This window comes from Fictibacillus norfolkensis (genome assembly GCF_014836645.1).
Lineage (GTDB): Bacteria > Bacillota > Bacilli > Bacillales > Fictibacillaceae > Fictibacillus > Fictibacillus norfolkensis.
The window spans coordinates 333121-350387 of sequence record NZ_JACSQM010000003.1 but is presented as its reverse complement, the minus strand read 5'-3'; the positions used below and the strand labels follow the sequence as shown (position 1 = coordinate 350387).

General features: G+C 38.1%; 18 protein-coding genes and 2 pseudogenes. 15 read left to right on the top strand and 5 right to left on the bottom strand.

What is annotated here, in order from left to right:
* Positions 1–624: a YitT family protein gene (locus tag H9648_RS09065; RefSeq protein WP_191753561.1), complete on the bottom strand. Its 624-nt coding sequence runs from the start codon at positions 622–624 to the stop codon at positions 1–3.
* Positions 625–898: 274 nt separating this feature from the next.
* Between H9648_RS09065 and spoVK the strand changes: the two genes are divergently transcribed.
* The 5 genes from spoVK to glnA all read left to right on the top strand — a co-directional run bounded on the left by spoVK (position 899) and on the right by glnA (position 6360).
* Complete coding sequence (gene spoVK / locus H9648_RS09060; protein WP_191753560.1) at positions 899–1852, top strand: stage V sporulation protein K; 954 nt, start codon at positions 899–901, stop codon at positions 1850–1852.
* 39 nt (positions 1853–1891) lie between these two features.
* Complete coding sequence (gene hflX / locus H9648_RS09055) at positions 1892–3148, top strand: GTPase HflX (protein WP_191753559.1); 1257 nt, start codon at positions 1892–1894, stop codon at positions 3146–3148.
* A gap of 1 nt (position 3149) precedes the next feature.
* Complete coding sequence (locus H9648_RS09050; RefSeq protein WP_191753737.1) at positions 3150–4421, top strand: methionine gamma-lyase family protein; 1272 nt, start codon at positions 3150–3152, stop codon at positions 4419–4421.
* 127 nt (positions 4422–4548) lie between these two features.
* Positions 4549–4950 (top strand): MerR family transcriptional regulator, encoded by a 402-nt coding sequence (locus H9648_RS09045; RefSeq protein ID WP_066393870.1) that lies wholly within the window; start codon positions 4549–4551, stop codon positions 4948–4950.
* Positions 4951–5025: 75 nt separating this feature from the next.
* Positions 5026–6360 carry a type I glutamate--ammonia ligase gene (gene glnA / locus H9648_RS09040; RefSeq protein ID WP_191753558.1) on the top strand — a complete coding sequence of 445 codons (1335 nt, stop codon included), beginning with the start codon at positions 5026–5028 and terminating at the stop codon, positions 6358–6360.
* A gap of 176 nt (positions 6361–6536) precedes the next feature.
* On the opposite strand, the gene H9648_RS09035 is transcribed toward glnA, so the two are convergent.
* Complete coding sequence (locus tag H9648_RS09035; RefSeq protein ID WP_191753557.1) at positions 6537–7166, bottom strand: BMQ_0737 family morphogenetic spore coat protein; 630 nt, start codon at positions 7164–7166, stop codon at positions 6537–6539.
* Positions 7167–7431: 265 nt separating this feature from the next.
* Here H9648_RS09035 and H9648_RS09030 point away from each other — a divergent pair, with 265 nt between their 5' ends.
* Positions 7432–8595 (top strand): hypothetical protein, encoded by a 1164-nt coding sequence (locus tag H9648_RS09030; protein ID WP_191753556.1) that lies wholly within the window; start codon positions 7432–7434, stop codon positions 8593–8595.
* 129 nt (positions 8596–8724) lie between these two features.
* Here H9648_RS09030 and H9648_RS09025 read toward each other — a convergent pair.
* Positions 8725–9021: pseudogene (locus H9648_RS09025) on the bottom strand (LysR substrate-binding domain-containing protein); the annotation flags it as partial.
* A gap of 254 nt (positions 9022–9275) precedes the next feature.
* On the opposite strand from H9648_RS09025, the gene H9648_RS09020 reads away from it, so the two are divergent.
* Positions 9276–9578 carry a rhodanese-like domain-containing protein gene (locus H9648_RS09020; RefSeq protein WP_191753555.1) on the top strand — a complete coding sequence of 101 codons (303 nt, stop codon included), beginning with the start codon at positions 9276–9278 and terminating at the stop codon, positions 9576–9578.
* A 57-nt stretch (positions 9579–9635) separates the two neighbouring features.
* On the opposite strand, the pseudogene H9648_RS09015 reads toward H9648_RS09020, so the two are convergent.
* Both H9648_RS09015 and lexA read right to left on the bottom strand, forming a co-directional pair.
* A pseudogene (locus H9648_RS09015) lies at positions 9636–10145 on the bottom strand (hypothetical protein); the annotation flags it as partial.
* A 440-nt stretch (positions 10146–10585) separates the two neighbouring features.
* Positions 10586–11200 carry a transcriptional repressor LexA gene (lexA, locus tag H9648_RS09010; RefSeq protein WP_191753553.1) on the bottom strand — a complete coding sequence of 205 codons (615 nt, stop codon included), beginning with the start codon at positions 11198–11200 and terminating at the stop codon, positions 10586–10588.
* A gap of 160 nt (positions 11201–11360) precedes the next feature.
* On the opposite strand from lexA, the gene yneA reads away from it, so the two are divergent.
* The 8 genes from yneA to mnmH all read left to right on the top strand — a co-directional run bounded on the left by yneA (position 11361) and on the right by mnmH (position 17171).
* Entirely contained in the window at positions 11361–11627 is a 267-nt protein-coding gene (gene yneA / locus H9648_RS09005) for a cell division suppressor protein YneA (protein WP_066393884.1), read from the top strand.
* An 18-nt stretch (positions 11628–11645) separates the two neighbouring features.
* Complete coding sequence (locus H9648_RS09000; RefSeq protein ID WP_191753552.1) at positions 11646–12290, top strand: YneB family resolvase-like protein; 645 nt, start codon at positions 11646–11648, stop codon at positions 12288–12290.
* Between the two features lie 61 nt (positions 12291–12351).
* A complete protein-coding gene (locus H9648_RS08995; protein WP_144700628.1) occupies positions 12352–12591 on the top strand; it encodes a DUF896 domain-containing protein in 240 nt (79 codons plus the stop codon).
* Positions 12592–12695: 104 nt separating this feature from the next.
* The gene (locus H9648_RS08990; RefSeq protein WP_191753551.1) at positions 12696–12980 is read left to right on the top strand and encodes a HesB/YadR/YfhF family protein; all 285 of its coding nucleotides are present in this window, start codon (positions 12696–12698) and stop codon (positions 12978–12980) included.
* A 183-nt stretch (positions 12981–13163) separates the two neighbouring features.
* Complete coding sequence (gene tkt / locus H9648_RS08985) at positions 13164–15158, top strand: transketolase (protein WP_191753550.1); 1995 nt, start codon at positions 13164–13166, stop codon at positions 15156–15158.
* A gap of 140 nt (positions 15159–15298) precedes the next feature.
* Positions 15299–15739: a sporulation inhibitor of replication protein SirA gene (gene sirA, locus H9648_RS08980; RefSeq protein WP_191753549.1), complete on the top strand. Its 441-nt coding sequence runs from the start codon at positions 15299–15301 to the stop codon at positions 15737–15739.
* Positions 15740–15816: 77 nt separating this feature from the next.
* Entirely contained in the window at positions 15817–16035 is a 219-nt protein-coding gene (locus H9648_RS08975; protein WP_137789584.1) for a YneF family protein, read from the top strand.
* A gap of 89 nt (positions 16036–16124) precedes the next feature.
* Complete coding sequence (gene mnmH / locus H9648_RS08970) at positions 16125–17171, top strand: tRNA 2-selenouridine(34) synthase MnmH (RefSeq protein WP_191753548.1); 1047 nt, start codon at positions 16125–16127, stop codon at positions 17169–17171.
* Positions 17172–17267 lie beyond the last annotated feature (96 nt).

Below are 17267 nucleotides of genomic sequence, written 5' to 3'. Positions count from 1 at the left end.
TTAGCTGTTTTGAAGTGATTCTGAATCAGAAGGTTGATACTCGACTTCTGAAGGTTTGATCGTGCTTTTTAATCTTCCCGTTAAAAACGAAGCGACAGTGATAGCGATGATTGATATTAATGCATTTTTAAATCCAAACATGACTACAGCAGATGAGACAATAATAAAATCTGTAACAAACAAGGATATTCCTCGATTAATATTAGATTTTTGTTCTAAGTATAGAGCGAGAATGTGTATGCCACCTAATGATGCTCCTGAATTTAATACAAAACTAACACCTATGCCTATCAGACTTCCGGCAACGATCGCAGCTGCGATCGGAGTGATTAGTGGAAGCATAAGATAATCCATTAGATCTGAGATGGCAGAGATGAGTATGATGCAAAGAAACGTCAGAAGTGAAAAATTCCAACCCAGTTTTTTAATCGAAAGAATAAAAAAGGGTAAGTTTACAATTAGGAATAGAATGCCCCATGTCCAATTCGTCATGAATGAAACAAGTGTAGCGATCCCTGCTGTACCGCCAAACGTTAACGTGTGTATGTTTAATAATTTGATGCCAATCGCTGTTAAAAACAATCCGATTAGTATAAACAAGCTTTTTTGTAGTTTAATATGCATGATTTCTTCGTCCATTCGATTCGTACTTTTTTCACAGTATTTAACATAACACGGAAATCTTGCATACTTGAGTATTTTTATTCATCTGAAAATAGAGAACGCTTACAAAGTACCTAATACATATTCATTCTAAAAACAAAGCTTGTCTTTGTAGTAGATCATAAGACTTCAACATAAATTGATAACAGTGAATCAAGAAATTGTATAGGCATTTGTCACGGAATCGGATGTTGTTGCGTATTATGATTTGACTGGCAAAGTGAGGTGGTTCCTTTTGAATGAACCTATTGCGATAAAAAAGCAAAGGCAGATCAATATCGTTTTAAATCAAGCGAGTGAAAAGTCAAAGGTCGATGATGGAGCAGCACTTGCAGGAAAAAAAGAGAAAACAATTGAAAAGCACCAACCCCTCATCAAAATGGAAAAAGATTTGAATCGTTTAGTCGGAATGGAAGACTTGAAATTTCATGTTAAAGAGATCTATGCGTGGCTTCATATTAATAAATGCCGTCAGGAGTTAGGGTTAAAAGCTGAAAAGCAGGCTCTTCATATGTTATTTAAAGGTAACCCAGGCACCGGAAAGACGACCGTAGCTAGAAAGTTAGGGACTTTGTTTCATGAGATGAAAGTACTCTCAAAGGGTCATCTGATCGAAGCTGAGCGAGCTGATCTAGTTGGAGAATACATCGGGCATACCGCTCAAAAAACACGAGAGCTCCTAAAGAAAGCTAGTGGGGGTATATTGTTTATAGATGAAGCGTATTCTTTAGGCCGTGGTGGAGAAAAAGACTTTGGCAAAGAGGCGATCGATACACTCGTAAAAGCGATGGAAGATCAGCAGCACGATTTCATATTGATTTTAGCTGGGTACCCTAAAGAAATGGATCGATTTTTAAAACTTAATCCGGGTTTACCTTCCAGGTTTCCACTTGTTATCTCGTTCCCTGATTATTCTGTAGAGGAATTAATGGAGATCGCAAAGAGAATGATCACAGAAAGAGAATACATGTTGACAAGAGATTGTGAATGGAAGCTAAAAAGCCACATTGAACGGGTAAAGCAAAGTAATCCAAGTTCGTTTTCAAACGGAAGATACATTCGTAATATGGTTGAAAAAGCGGTCAGAAGGCAATCTGTCAGGCTCTTGAACGAAAGCAACCAAGATAGAAGAGCATTGATGACGATTCAAAGTGATGACCTTGTGCTAGAAGAACGGGATTCGATTTGATATGATGGGAGGAGACTATGGAAAGCAGGGATCGCAAATTTGAACAAAAACAATGATTCAGTTCATGAAAAAGCGATACTCGTCGCATGTCAGCTTCCACGGCAGAACGACGAGCGTTTTTTTTATTCAATGGAAGAATTAAAATCTTTAACGAAAACGGCTCAAGGAACAGTTTCTGCTGTTGTTACACAAAAAAGGGACCGTTATGATTCAGCTACATTTATCGGAAAAGGTAAAGTAGAAGAAATTATTACTCTAGAAGAAGAGCTTGAAGCAGATATCATTATATTTAATAGTGAGTTATCTCCTTCTCAAGTTCGTAACTTGTCGTCTCATTTCAATGCAAGAGTCATTGATCGTACACAGCTCATATTAGATATCTTTGCACAACGTGCAAAGACTAGAGAAGGAAAGCTTCAAGTAGAACTTGCTCAGCTTGAATACTTATTGCCTCGATTATCAGGAATAGGCGCTAGTCTTTCTAGGTTAGGTGGTGGGATCGGAACTCGTGGCCCTGGTGAGACCAAGCTTGAAAAGGATAGACGTCATATTCGGTTTCGTATACACGAGCTGAAAACACAGATCAATTCAGTTGTAAGCCATAGAGAAAGATATCGTGAACGCCGCAAACACCAAGGAGCTTTTCAAGCAGCACTTGTTGGTTATACGAACGCAGGGAAATCAACGATCTTCAATAAACTGACAGAAGCTGATAGTTATGAAGAAGATCAACTATTTGCAACGCTTGACCCGTTGACGCGAAAAGTAAAACTAAAAAGCGGGTTTCAAATGCTGCTAACGGATACCGTAGGCTTTATTCAAGATCTGCCTACGTCATTAATCGCTGCCTTCCGATCTACACTAGAAGAAGCGGCTGAAGCAAATCTTCTTATCCATGTGATTGATGGTGCTAGCGAGGATCGTAACCAACATGAACAAACGGTCAAACGTATATTAAGTGACCTAAAGGCATCACATATTCCGATGCTCACGGTATATAACAAAAAAGACCAGTTTGGAGAAGATTTCATTCCAGAGAGTCCATCCATTTCGATTTCTGCATTAGAGAGTAAGGATATTTCCTTATTACTTGAAACGATTGAAAAAGAAGTGATGAAACAGATGACTTCTTATGAGGTTAAAGTTCCGGCACATGACGGTAAGCTTTTATCACAACTACGTGGAGAAACGATACTAATCTCACAAGAGTTTAATAAAGAAGACTTGGTATATGAATGCAAGGGATATGCGTTATCTTCCACTTCCATTCCGTCCATCAGCAACAAAGGAGAATAACATGTACTCACAGTTTCAAAATGAAGAGGTACTGAAACGTACTTCAGAAAAAATAACAGAACGTATTACAATGCAGCATAAGCTGATCGATGAGATCTGTGAATCTAATCAGTTAAAGGTGCTGAGAGCATTTCAAAACAATCAAGTAGGAGATCATCACTTTCATCCTTCGACTGGTTATGGATACGATGATTCTGGTCGTGATACTCTCGAAAAGGTATATGCGGATGTTTTTGGAGCAGAGGCTGCAATCGTTAGGCCCCAGATCATTTCTGGTACTCATGCAATCACTCTATCTTTATTTGGTATGCTCCGCCCTGGAGATGAACTGCTTTATATGACGGGTAAACCTTATGACACACTCGAAGAAATCGTAGGAATCAGGGGAACAGGTGAAGGGTCCTTAAAAGATTACAACATTTCGTATCAACATGTAGATCTGACTTCTGAAGGAGCGATTAACTTTACAGAAGTCCAGCGTGCGATTTCTGAAAAAACGAAAGTGATCGGAATTCAACGCTCTAAAGGTTATGCAGATCGTCCATCATTCACAGTGACTGAAATTGAAGAGATGATATCTTTCGTCAAAGAGATCAAATCAGATGTGATCGTGTTCGTTGATAATTGTTACGGCGAGTTTGTTGAAGAAAGAGAACCCATTGAAGCAGGGGCTGATATTATTGCAGGCTCGTTGATTAAAAATCCTGGCGGCGGTCTTGCCAAAACAGGTGGTTACATCGCTGGAAAAGAGAAGTTAGTCAATAGAATTTCGTATCGATTAACTTCCCCTGGAATCGGTCGTGAAGCAGGGGCATCTCTTTACAGTCTTCAAGAAATGTACCAAGGATTCTTCCTAGCACCACACGTAACGGCTCAAGCTTTAAAAGGTGCCGTATTTACAGCTGCTTTCTTAGAAGAACTAGGAATGGAAACGCGTCCATCATATGATGCAAAGAGAACGGATCTTATTCAATCTGTAATCTTTAATGATCGTGAGCGGATGATTAAGTTCTGTCAAGCTATACAAAAAGCTTCACCGATCAACTCTTATGCGATTCCATACCCTGATTATATGCCTGGCTATGAAGACGATGTGATCATGGCAGCAGGTACATTTATTCAAGGTGCTAGCATTGAGCTAACTGCGGATGGTCCGATCCGACCGCCATATATAGCTTTCGTACAGGGTGGTCTTACTTATGAACATGTGAAGATTGCTGTATTATCAGCTGCCGATGAACTTTTAACTCATGGACTAATTAATAAACGATAACAATAGATTTAACAAAAAGAGGCGAACAGCCTCTTTTTGTTTTGATGTTAATTTTTCTAACATTAGGATTGACATGTGAGCTTTTGTGACATAAGATATAAAAAGAAGTTGAAAGGAGGTAGGCAATATGAACGATATGAATCGTAGGAACTTACCTTTGTTCCCCATCAGCATCGTCATGCAGCTGACAGAACTATCAGCTCGTCAGATTCGTTATTACGAAGAGCATGATCTAATTCATCCTGCACGAACTGAAGGGAACCGTCGTTTATTCTCATTTAATGATGTTGATAAACTTCTTGAGATCAAAGCACTTCTTGAACAAGGTGTGAATTTAGCCGGTATCAAACGAGTCTTTGAGCTGAATGAACAGGCAGCAGAATTAATTAAAAACCAGCCAAATGTGCAAGGTGTTCAACAAATTTCTGAATCTGCGCTTCATCGCAGGCTGAAAAGGGAATTGATTCATGCTGGCAGGCATGGAAAAACCTCATTGATCCAAGGAGAACTTTCCAGGTTTTTTCATTAAAAGATCATTAAATAATACTTACTATGTGAACAATCGCCATAACTAGGCGCTTTATATTTAAAGGAGGAGAAAGATTTGTCTAAGTACACTAAAGAAGATATCTTAAGAATGGTAAAAGAAGAAAACGTAAGATTTATCCGTTTACAATTTACTGATTTATTGGGTGTTATCAAAAATGTTGAGATTCCGATTGGTCAACTTGAAAAAGCTTTAGAGAACAAGATGATGTTTGACGGATCTTCAATTGAAGGATTCGTTAGAATAGAAGAATCAGATATGAATCTTTATCCTGATTTAGATACATTCATGATCTTCCCATGGACTTCTGAAAAAGGCAAAGTTGCACGTTTGATCTGTGATATTTTCATGCCTGACGGAAACCCGTTTGATGGAGATCCTCGTGGAATCTTAAAGCGCGTTTTAAAAGAGATGGAAGACCTAGGGTTCTCTGATTTCAACATTGGACCTGAGCCAGAATTCTTCTTATTCAAGAATGACGAGAAGGGTGAGCCGACTCTTGAACTAAACGATAAAGGTGGATATTTTGACTTAGCTCCAACAGATCTTGGTGAAAACTGCCGTAGAGATATCGTTTTAGAACTTGAAGATATGGGCTTTGAGATCGAAGCTTCTCACCATGAAGTAGCACCTGGTCAGCACGAGATCGATTTTAAATATGCTGATGCAGTAAGTACATGTGATAACATTCAAACGTTTAAGTTAGCAGTAAAAACGATCGCACGTAAACATGGCCTTCACGCAACATTCATGGCTAAACCATTGTTCGGTGTGAACGGATCAGGTATGCATGCGAACATGTCTCTATTCAAAGATGGAGAAAACGTGTTCTATGATGCGAAATCTGAAACAGGATTAAGCGAAACAGCAATGCATTTCCTAGCAGGTATCTTAAAGCATGCACAAGATTTCACAGCGATCACGAACCCGACTGTAAACTCTTATAAGCGACTTGTACCTGGTTACGAAGCGCCTTGTTATGTTGCATGGTCTATGCAAAACAGAAGCCCGCTTATTCGTATTCCAGCTTCTCGCGGCATCAGTACTCGTATTGAGGTAAGAAGCGTTGACCCAACGGCTAACCCTTATCTTGCTATGGCAGTATTGCTTGCAGCAGGTCTTGATGGAATCAAGAACAAGCTAAACGCTCCAAAGCCAATCGATAGAAACATCTATGTGATGGATAAAGAAGAGCGCGAAGCAGAAGGCATCAAAGATCTTCCAGCAACATTAAAAGAAGCCCTAACTCTATTCAGCAAAAACGAAGTTCTTACAACAGCTCTTGGAGCACATGCTACAGAGCACTTCATTGAAGCGAAAGAGATCGAGTGGGATATGTTCCGTACACAAGTTCACCCTTGGGAACGCGAACAATATATGAGCATGTACTAAGAAACTAAAAAAAACCCTCTAAAGCAATATCGCTTTAGAGGGTTTTTTGCTGTCCTTATAAAACAATGCTGTTCCTCAATGATAAGAACTGTTAGTGGAATAAAACGTGTCAGTCCAAAAGTAAATAGTATAACAAAAAGCAGTGAGCATCTGAAACGCTCACTGCAAGATTATTGTTATGCCATGTCTGCTGGAGGGAAAATATCCGGACATTGCTGAGGGGGAGTAGGAAATACACAAGTAATGCTGCCACATTCAATGTCGTTCTCACGAGGGTGACAGTATCTAGCCATAACTTCAAGGCGGACTACATCTTCTACTGTAATCTGCTGACAAAAATCTGCAACCACTGTGATGATACCGTTGGCGTTCGGTAAACCAAGAACTTCAACGTTAGACTGGAACACGTCACAAGTAACGTTGTCTAGTGTGAACTCGGGAGGTAAGCAGACACAAGCACGTTCGGTTGTAATCAGCTGTTCTGTTTCGAAATCACACAATAACTCATTCGGCGTTACAGAAGTATTAAAGAATTGAACTCGAACTACCGCTGTTTTGGACAGTATAAGTCGTCCGATGCGATCATCCACTCGTGAAATATTTTCAATGTTACATGCTACGGAAATTAATGTAGCTCGTCCTTCTACGGTTTGGCCTAGCGCTAGAGCGGCGTTAATTGCTGCCAGACAAGCTTCTCCTAATGTTACTAGGAAGTCCCTTTCAGTTCTAACTATTACCCAGTCAAACAGTTTTTGTGCAACGATACATTCGGGTTGTAAACCCGTATTGTTTAATGAATTTGACATTCAATCATCCCCTTATTCAGTATGCAGTCAACAGTAATGTTAACTACAATGCTATTCTATGAGATCTAATGAAAAGGGATCTGGACGAGTTCATCATCTTTATGTAAATTGGTATAAAATTGGTATTTGCGCGGAGCCGATTAGAATTGATATCTAGGCTATATTGGTGATGAATTGGTAATCTAGTGAAACTGCTGCTGTAACACTCACCTTTGGAGATATTCTTCATAAATATAAGTTATGAATATTTTGGAGGGACGTTATTTTGATGATTGATTTTTATTTAAAAGGTGAAAGAAAAGGGAATTTTGAGGCGGAAAACCTTTCTTTTTACTGCTTATATTTTGAGCAAAAGGGGTATAACATTTCGTTCGATCCCGATAAGAAAACATTGTATGCCTTTAAAGAGGGAAGGTGTCGGCAAGTAAGTTTGCAATTGAATGGTGAAAGCAGCAATGAGGGGAGTGCATTACTTATACATTTAACATCTATGCTGAAAGCACTTGGGATTGAAGTTAGAGATGATGATAGGGAAGCAGGAAGTATCCTTGATTTCAAAGTCAATGTAGAGAAGGATGCTAAAAGCTATGGTATCGAATTAGAATATAGCGCTGAATTGTGTCAGACTGCCATAATTAATCGTGTAAAAAAAGACCAGACTTTAAAGAAGTGCAAATTCAAACTCAAGAGAAAATGGTCGTTATTTTCTTCGAATGTTATAAAGTTGAAGGTTTCCATTACCGGTCAAGAGGAAGAAAAGATTGCGAAACAACATATAGAGCTTCTTGCTTTTCATATTGCTATGGGAATCATAGAAACAGTAAAGAGTAACGACGAGGATAATGATATTCCCTGGAGCCTTCTTTTTCCAGTTCCTTTAAACAAAGAGCAGGATCACGGTACGAATAACTCTAAGATGTTGGTACCAAGTTCCGGAGTCATGCAGATTGAAGCAAAACAAAGTGCAGAACTCTTATTGGATTACACTCTTCACCATGAGAACCCGCTCCCAGGAGAAGCTCCCTTATCTGCAACTTGTAGGTGTATCTTTAAAAATACTGGGGGTACTCCGATCTCGCAGCCTATTCTTTGCTTAAAAATGTCACCTACTCACAAGATTAAAATGCAGGGTAAGGTTCTTACAGCGGAAAGGCTTAAGTCGCTAAAGTCGAATGGGAATCTAATGAAGGATGCTTGGTGTTACCTTGAGCCAGAAGGACATATAAAAGGAAAAGAAAGTGGGGAATATTGGATAAAACCCCTTGTAAGCGTAACTGTTCTGCCTGAAGAGCAGCTGGCTTTTGATTTTCAGCTCTCCTTTTCACCTATAGAAGTAGGAGAAGGGATAATGTGTAGCGCATTTTTGAACGCCAATAAGGATCAATTAAAAGTAGCGTCGAGCAATACCATTCGTATCAGCTTTGCTTAGTATATTGTATTGCGTAAATAAATAATCGCCCTTTTAGTATGAGTTCTTATCATTAACTAAAAGCGCGATTTTTTTACGGAATTTTTGCATAATGAAAATTGTGGAAAAGCTTAGTTTCTTTTTGATTTACTATTTAATGATATGAAGAAGCTTTAATACTTCTGAGTAAATGGTTCCTGAGGCGTATTCTTCAGTATATACCGCATAAAAGGGACGATAAACTACATGTGGATCGAGGGGGACAAGCTTCCCTTCTAATACCTCTTCTTTGATCATTGAATAAGAAAGAAATCCGATGCCGAGTCCTCTAACAGCTATCTGTTTGATTAAGTAATGACTGCTTGTTTCAATAATTTCCACTGGTTCAATTCTTTCGGAACATTGAAATTGATCAGCGTATTCTCTTTTGCCACATCCTTTCTCCCTTAAAAAAGTGGGGAAGTTTTAATAGACATTGGATGCTGTGCATCAATGTGCAATTCATCTCTGCTGACTACTTCTACCTGAAAGGGATCAAACCACTTATTCATTCAAATAACGCAATATCAATTTTGTTCATTCTAAGCTCTTCTACAATTTGTTCGTGATTATGAATCATTAATTTTAGGTGAATGTATGGATAGAGTAACTTAATCTTTTTTACGAAGTCCGGTAATAATACATCGCTTACTGTAGGAGGAATGGGAAATGAAGCAATAATGGCCAAAGAACTTGAGAAAAAATTGAAAGAAGGACATTCTCTTCATATGATCGATGTTCGTGAAACTTCTGAAGTGAAAGAAGGAAATATACCGACAATCACTAATATCCCACTAGGTTTGTTAGAGTTTCGTATGCATGAATTAGACAAATCGAAAGAGTACGTTTTGGTTTGTCGATCTGTAGGCAGAAGTAGTCGAGCATATAAACTTCTTGAAAGCTACGGTTTTAATGTGATCAATATGGTAGGCGGTATGGAAGCATGGGAAGGAAAGACCGAGTAACTTTATACTTATAAAAAAACAAAACCCCCTGACAAAATAAAAGTCAGGGGTGTTAAATCATTTGATCTCAATAGCGGATGCAATATTGTTCCAATCAGAAGCCATATTCGCAGTCTTACCATACCAATCAGAGTGTTTAAATAATACTCCTTTACCATAACCTTGTGATGAAGTATGCTGCCAGAGCGTTGTTGAGTAGCTTGATGAAGGTGACGCAGTACTTAGAGACGAAATTCTGTCGTTCCAGCTTGAAGGGAGGTTCTTAAAACCATCTCTCCAATAAATGTAAGCACCACCTTTATTTTTGTTCTCATAAAAGTCTGTACAACAAGCGCCGGAACCCATCGTATCCACTTTCTTTTGCTTTTTAAGCTTGTCCTTTTCGATGTAGGCATTTAATTCTTTCATGCTTGTGAATCCATAAGCTAACCAGTCGCCGTTCTTATTTTGTTTTGGAAGTACCATAGTCACTTTGATCTGATCATCTAATAGCTTAAAAGCATTGGAATCGACTGCTTTGCCATCCACATTCACGTAGTCAAATGACTTAATCGTATAGTCTTTTTCTGCATATGTCCTAGGTGAAAATACTACTGCGGCAAGAGCAAAACAAATCATGTAAAGATATAGTTTTTTGCGCATTATTCTCACTCCCCTTATTTAATTTGAAATAATAACACTTGTCCTCCCTTCGATCATCTCCTATCAAGTAATACGATTGTTACTAATATAATTAAAGTTAAACGAAGTGCAAAGGAGTTAATTTCTAGTGGTTAACCACGTTACATTGCCAATTTAAACTATGTAGGTATAATATGTAAATGGATAAAAAGACTTAATATTCAGTCAATTAACAGCTTCTATCCTTCATTAGTCGAGTACCGGAGTGCCTATGAATGATTTTTGAAAGTATTAATCTTAAATTAGTGAAGTAATAGGATCAATAAAAAAAAAGAAGCATCTAGTTAACTAGACACTTCTTCTATATAAAATCATTGACGATTAGATTAATGAATACTTCTGTATACGCCAATCACTTTACCTAAAATCGTACAGCTCTGTAAGATGATTGGTTCCATCGACGAATTTTCAGGCTGCAATCGAATATGGTTTCTTTCTTTAAAAAATCTTTTTACAGTCGCTTCATCTTCATCGGTCATTGCCACGATAATATCTCCATTATTTGCTGTAGGCTGCTGTTTTACAACAACTAGGTCCTTATTGAAGATTCCTGCTTCAATCATACTGTCACCAACAACAGATAACATGAAGACGTTCTCATCTCCAACAACGTGCTCAGGTAATGGGAAGTATTCTTCTACGTTTTCAACTGCGCTAATTGGTAGACCTGCTGTAACTTTACCGATAACAGGAATTGAAACAGAACGGACAGAAGGAATGTTGTCATCTAAGCCTAATACTTCAATCGCTCTTGGTTTTGTTGGATCTCGTCGAATAAGTCCTTTTTTCTCAAGTCTTGCTAAATGTCCATGGACTGTGGAACTTGAAGCAAGGCCAACTGCCTCTCCGATTTCACGAACTGAAGGCGGATACCCTTTTTGTGATACTTCCTCTTTTATGAAAGCCAATATATCCAATTGTCGTCTGGATAACTTAGTCATTTTTTAGCACCTCACCGAATTTTTTATCTACAAAAAGTATATCATGGAGAATTCAGAGATACAAACATAAGTTCGAAAAAATAGTTGACACCGAACAGATGTTCCAGTTATTATAAAACCAAGATATACGAACAAACGTTTGTTGAAAGGGGATATCACAATGAAACAAGGGACAATGCATGTTATTGTATTTTTAGGGTTGTTAGGTGGTATATTTTTTACGTTATCAAATCTTGCCTCACAAGAAGCTCAATATATTGAAGTAACCATACAGGAGGGAGACTCACTGTGGAGTCTTTCTGAAGAGTATAATGCCAAGCATCATTACTCCAATTGGGAGTTTATAAAATGGGTCGAAAAGAAGAACAGTGTAAATGCGGCAGCCGTTTTTCCAGGACAGAAAGTAATCATACCAGTTAATAAATAAAAAAGCGGGTTTTAGTCAATGAAAGCAATTATTTACTCCAGAGTTAGTACAGATAAAGAGGAACAAATGACTTCATTAGAAAGACAAGAAGCAGAACTTAATAAGTTAGCATTACAATTCCAATTCGAAGTGGTGAACTGTTATCGTGAGAAGGCAAGTGGATTCTCTTTAGATCGAGAAGAGTTGTTAAATATATTAGATCTTGCAAGGGATGGAGAGTTTCAGTGCCTTCTTGTACAAGATGATACCCGTTTAGGCAGAGGAAAAGCTAAGATGGCAATACTTCATCAGTTGATCAAATACAATATTAAAGTATATACCCTTTCTAATAATGGAGAATACACGTTAACAGAAGCGGACGAAATGGTGCTTGATATTGTGTCTACTGTAGAAGAATACCAACGAAAGCTTCATAATATGAAAATCAAGCGTGGAATGAGAAAAGCTGTTAAAGAAGGATATAAACCTCAGAAGAATTTAAAGAATCAAACCGGTGGTGGCAGAGAGAAAAAAGAAGTGCCGATCTCTGAGATCGTACGTTTAAAGAACATGAAGCTTACATTTCATGACATCGCGTTAACGCTTAGAGGGTTGGGCTTTGATGTATCTAAAGCAACCGTACATAGAAGATACAAAGAACATGTGGAAAATACAGATAACTAGAAATTCCTTTCATTCTGCTGTAGGATAGAGTGAAGAATGCTTGATAAAGGAGTTTTTTACTATGTTATCTAAAGATAAAATGCAACGTATAAATGAACTGTCTAAAAAATCCAAACAAACCGATCTAACATCAGCAGAAAAAACGGAACAGAAAAAACTGCGAGAAGAATATTTGCAAGTTTTCCGTAAATCTTTTGTTCAAGATCTGCACGGAATGACTTTTGTTGATCCTAACGGTGATGATGTAACACCGGAAAAATTAAAAAGAAGTAAAGACAATAAAAAAAACCTTAAACATTAATATAAAATGCCTATTTACTCAACTGTAAATAGGCATTTTTTCTGTTGCATTCTATATATATTAGTATATACTGTTATATAACAACTTTGAAAGGGGAGAATATTTTGACTTTTTCAATTACAAGTGCAGCAGCGAAACTTTATAAGGATATTACTTTAGAAACGTCAGAGGCTTTAAGACTTTTCGTTAAATATGCAGGAAGTGGTGACTCGGGAGGTTTTTCACTTGGTGTGACGCCTGCAGTGCCTGAAGAGAACGATTACATTCAAGAGGTCGAAGGTCTTCGATTTTTTGTTAAAAACGAAGAAAGATGGTTCGTGGAGAATATGAAACTTGATTATGATGAAAATACTGATCATTTTTCATGCCACATACCAGGGCTCGCATAATAAAATTTAAACCGCCTGTTCTAATACAACGAATATGTTGTAAGAAAACAGGCGGTTTTTGTATGTTTTCATGAGTAGATGGTAAAATAACTATAGCTAATAATGTGTTTGTCTTGTCTAATTTCACTTGAACGTTTATTATGAAAGTCAAAACTGTTTAGTACATATGAAGGGATGATTTTTTTGTCACGAACTATTGATGAATTAACAATTAATACAATAAGAACACTTTCTATCGACAGCATAGAAAAAGCAAACTCAGGGCATCCAGGTATGCCGATGGGTGCTGCCCCTATGGCATATAGCTTATGGTCAAAATTCATGAACCATAATCCTGCAAACCCTGAATGGTTTAACCGTGACCGTTTTGTATTATCAGCAGGGCATGGATCAATGTTGTTATACAGCTTGCTTCATTTAAGCGGTTATGGCTTATCAATTGATGATTTGAAGAATTTCAGACAATGGGGCAGTAAGACTCCTGGTCACCCTGAATTCCGTCATACGGTAGGTGTTGAAGCAACAACTGGCCCACTAGGTCAAGGGATTGCAATGGCAGTAGGTATGGCAATGGCTGAACGTCATTTGGCTGCGAAATATAACCGTGATGGACATGAAGTGATCGATCACTACACGTATTCTATCTGTGGTGATGGGGACCTGATGGAGGGTGTCTCTGCTGAGGCAGCTTCACTGGCAGGTCATCTTGCGCTAGGTAGAATGATCGTTCTTTACGATTCAAATGATATCTCATTAGATGGTGATCTTCATCACTCATTCTCTGAAAGTGTAAAACAAAGATTTGAAGCATATGGCTGGCAAGTGATTTATGTTGAAGACGGAACAAATCTAGATGAGATTGAAAAAGCCCTTTCAGAGGCACGTGAAGAACTTAACAAGCCAACACTTATCGAAGTGAAGACTGTGATTGGACATGGTTCACCGAATAAATCAGGAAAATCTGCTTCTCACGGCGCGCCACTAGGTAAAGATGAGATCTTACTAACAAAAGAAGCATACAAATGGACGTTTGAGCAAGATTTCCATGTTCCAGATGAAGTTCATTCACACTTTGAACAACTGAAAAGTGAAGGGCAAGCTAAAGAGGAAGAGTGGAATAATCAGTTCAAGGCATATTCAGAAGCTTATCCAGAATTAGCTCAAGAACTTCAAGAAGCGATCAAAGGGAATCTCCCAGAAAATTGGGATGAAGATCTTCCTGACTTTGATAAAGCGATAGCTACTCGTTCTTCTTCAGGTAAAGCGATCAATGCTTTAGCTAAGAGTGTACCTTCATTATTTGGTGGATCTGCTGACTTAGCAGGATCTAATAAGACGCTTATCGAAGGAGAAAATAACTTCAGCCGCAACGATTACAGCGGACGAAACATTTGGTTTGGGGTTCGTGAATTCGCTATGGGAGCTGCTTTGAACGGAATGGCATTGCATGGTGGTCTAAATGTGTTTGGTGGAACATTCTTCGTGTTCTCAGATTATGTAAGACCAGCAATTCGTCTATCTGCTCTAATGGGGCTTCCTGTAACTTATGTATTTACACATGACAGTGTGATGGTAGGAGAAGATGGTCCGACACATGAACCAGTTGAGCAGCTTGCTTCTCTACGCGCTATGCCTAACCTTAACCTGATTCGTCCAGCTGATGGATATGAATCCAACGCAGCTTGGAAGTTAGCGCTTGAGAGCAAGAATCAGCCTACTGCATTGGTATTAAGCCGTCATGACCTGCCGATCTTAAAGAACACAAAAGAAAAGGCTTATGAAGGTGTTAAACGTGGAGCTTATGTAGTTTCACCAGCCGAAACGGATGCAGATGTACTACTTCTTTCTGCAGGATCTGAAGTAAGTATTGCAGTTGCTGCACAAGAACTTCTTCAAAAAGAAGGGATTTCAGCTTCAGTCGTTTCAATGCCATCTTGGGAAAGCTTTGATAAGCAAGATAAAGACTACAAAGAATCTGTTCTTCCTAAAAATATTACGAAGCGTCTAGCGATTGAAATGGGAGCGTCACTTGGTTGGCATAAATATGTCGGCCTTGAAGGAGACACGTTAACAATCGATACGTTTGGTGCATCCGCTCCTGGAGAAGTAATCCAAAAAGAATTTGGATTTACATCAGAGAACATCGTAAAACGAGTTAAGGATATGTTAAATAAATAAAAAGAAAGGAGGTTTCCCAGAGGGAACCTCCTTTTCTTACTGTTTCGACAAAAGTAGTAGTATTTTGCACACCTTTTTAGACAAGCTTTTTTCCGTACATTGTATATACTTTTAGAAAATGTTCGGAGAGGAGCTTGTTTATGAGAGAATTTTATATTTATCTAATCACAAAAGAAGTTGCTCATTCCTATTATGGCAAGGAAAATAAGCTGTTTCAGTTGTTTTTTGAAGAACAGCGCTCAATTGGCATTTCTAAAACCATCCTACAAAAGCAGATCAGCTACATAACCTCTCTGTTATCTGTTTCGCAGCTAGAAAAACACTTCTGGAATCAATTAAATGATAAACAGGAATGGCGATCAGAAGGAGAAACCTATTCTTTAACTTGCAAAGATAGCATCGTGAGAATAGAACTCACTGACCGATATATCCATCTATATAGTATTGGTAACTTTGAAGCAGAAACGGTTATTTTTGAGGCGTTGCGTCAATATGAAGCTTATTTTCTTGCGATGGACTATGGCGAAAGAAAATTCGGGTGGCTCTCACCCTTTAAATTGAACATGGTCTATGCCACTTAATTCTCTTTCAATCTTGTATGTGTAGGTAAACTTGTAGTAAACTAGTTCTAGACAACATGAAGGAGGAAGTTTTAACAATGAGTACTGGTATGATAATCCTTGTGTGTGCACTCTCACTGATTGCAGGTGTTGCGATCGGATTTTTTATTGCCCGCAAGTATATGATGAGTTATTTACAAAAAAATCCACCGATTAATGAAAATATGTTGCGTGTGATGATGATGCAGATGGGTCAGAAACCAAGTCAGAAAAAGATCAATCAAATGATGCAGGCTATGAACAAACAGATGAAGTAAGTGTTGGACAAGCACCCTGATATAGAATCGGGTGCTTGTTTTCGTTCTACCTTAAGCTAGCAATATGCATCAACAAAGGAATGATAGTAGTGAACAACGTTAAGACGATTACCATAGATGAGATAGATGCCAAGCATTATTTGCTCTTTGATGTAAGATCTCCGAAAGAATTTGAAGAGTATCATATCCCTAGTGCGTACAATGTTAGTATTTTTTCCAATGAGGAAAGAGCAGAGATAGGTACGCTCTACAAACAGGATAGTAAAGAAGCTGCGATGGAGCGTGGACTGCAAATTGTTGCACCCAAACTTCCGAACATATATAAAAAGATACATTCAAAAAGTAAAGAACAGCCAGAAAAACAAGTGGTCATCTATTGCGCACGTGGTGGGTTTCGTTCAAAAAGTATTGCAGAAACGATGAACATGATGGGGATGGGTACTTTACAGCTCCATGGTGGTATACGGTCGTATCGAAAGAAAATTGAATCTACTCTAAAAAAGATGGTTGATGAACCAAGAAAGATTATCGTGATTGAAGGTCATACCGGTACGATGAAGACAAAACTATTAAAGCAGTTACAAGAAGAAGGATATCCAGTCTTAAACCTTGAAGAAATGGCAGGTCATAAAGGTTCGATTTTTGGAAATATTGGAGAACACCCTACTTCCCAAAAGGAATTTGAATCAAGACTTTATGAAAGGCTTAAAAAGTTGGAGGATTCTTCATCATTTATTATAGAATCAGAGAGTAAACGAATTGGAAGAGCAGTCGTACCCGATTTTCTTTTAGAAGGAAAGTACAGTGGTGTCCGCATTCATGTGGAGTTACCTTTTCACTTGAGAGTTCGATATATCTGTAATGTGTACGAACCGCTTTTGCATAAAGATGAGATCGTGGAAGCAGTCAATAAGCTTTCAAAAAGGATACCTTCATCAATCATGGTGGATATGCAAGAAAACCTTATTTCTTTAAACTACGAAAAAGTAGTTTCCCTCTTACTTGAAAACTATTATGATCCAAAGTACGATTACGCTCAAAAACAATATGACAGTAAGTGCATTAAACTGACTAGTCATTCCTATAGTGATATCTATTCACAAGTAAAGAACCAATTAGATCATCTATTTAGTTAACAATTATCACCGTGATAAAAAGACCTCTCACTATAGGGTCTTTTTTTTGTGAAACTTTTCCTTTTCTGAATTTTCATATATTGGTAAACTATAATT